Here is a 676-nt window from a genome sequence, read left to right as displayed (position 1 = left end):
AAGCCAACTGTAATTAATAAAAAGCTTTTTGACATCTGCATGGTTGCTCTCCAATGCGTGCTAACCATTTAGTCCACGAGTGGTAAATGGATATTCAAAAGCTCTTTTCTGCCCACGAAGAATATATCTTCAAAGATTCCATTTGTTTAATGGGAATTGGCGATAGATTTGATAGGGATAAACGATGAAAGTTTTCGTTTTTCATCTATTTAGATTAAAAAACAAACCAAAATCATGAGAATCTCGTGGCGAGAGTGATTACACTGAATAAACATCACCAAGCAGGAAGGATATCGCATGCATCAACATGAAAAATTGAACTACGTTGAATTTGGTACGCCCAATATCGGTGCCACTAAGGCGTTTTTTGAGCACGTTTTTGGTTGGCAATTTGTCGACTACGGCCCTGACTACGCGGCCTTTTCTGGCCAAGGTTTGGATGGCGGATTTTATTCGGCAGAACAAGTCAGTCAAACCTCAAACGGCGCAGCACTATTGGTGTTCTATAGCTCTGATATTCATGCCACGTTAGAAAAAGTAGCGAAGTTTGGCGGACAAATCATCCGCCCTATTTTCGAGTTTCCGGGCGGATGTCGTTTCCACTTCACTGAGCCAAGCGGAAACGAGTTTGCAGTGTGGTCAGAGAGTCACTGAGTCATCGGTATTGTGTTGTTAA

General features: G+C 42.0%; 1 protein-coding gene. It reads left to right on the top strand.

Annotation, left to right across the window (positions count from 1 at the left end; genetic code table 11):
- The first annotated feature begins 297 nt into the window (after positions 1-297).
- Positions 298-654, top strand: a complete 357-nt coding sequence (locus tag R7Z50_RS27825; protein ID WP_005463914.1) for a VOC family protein — start codon at positions 298-300, stop codon at positions 652-654.
- The last annotated feature ends 22 nt before the right edge of the window (positions 655-676 follow it).

This window comes from Vibrio sp. 1249-1 (genome assembly GCF_033340495.1).
Note: the sequence above shows the minus strand (reverse complement) of the source record. Positions and strands in the feature narration are given on the sequence as shown.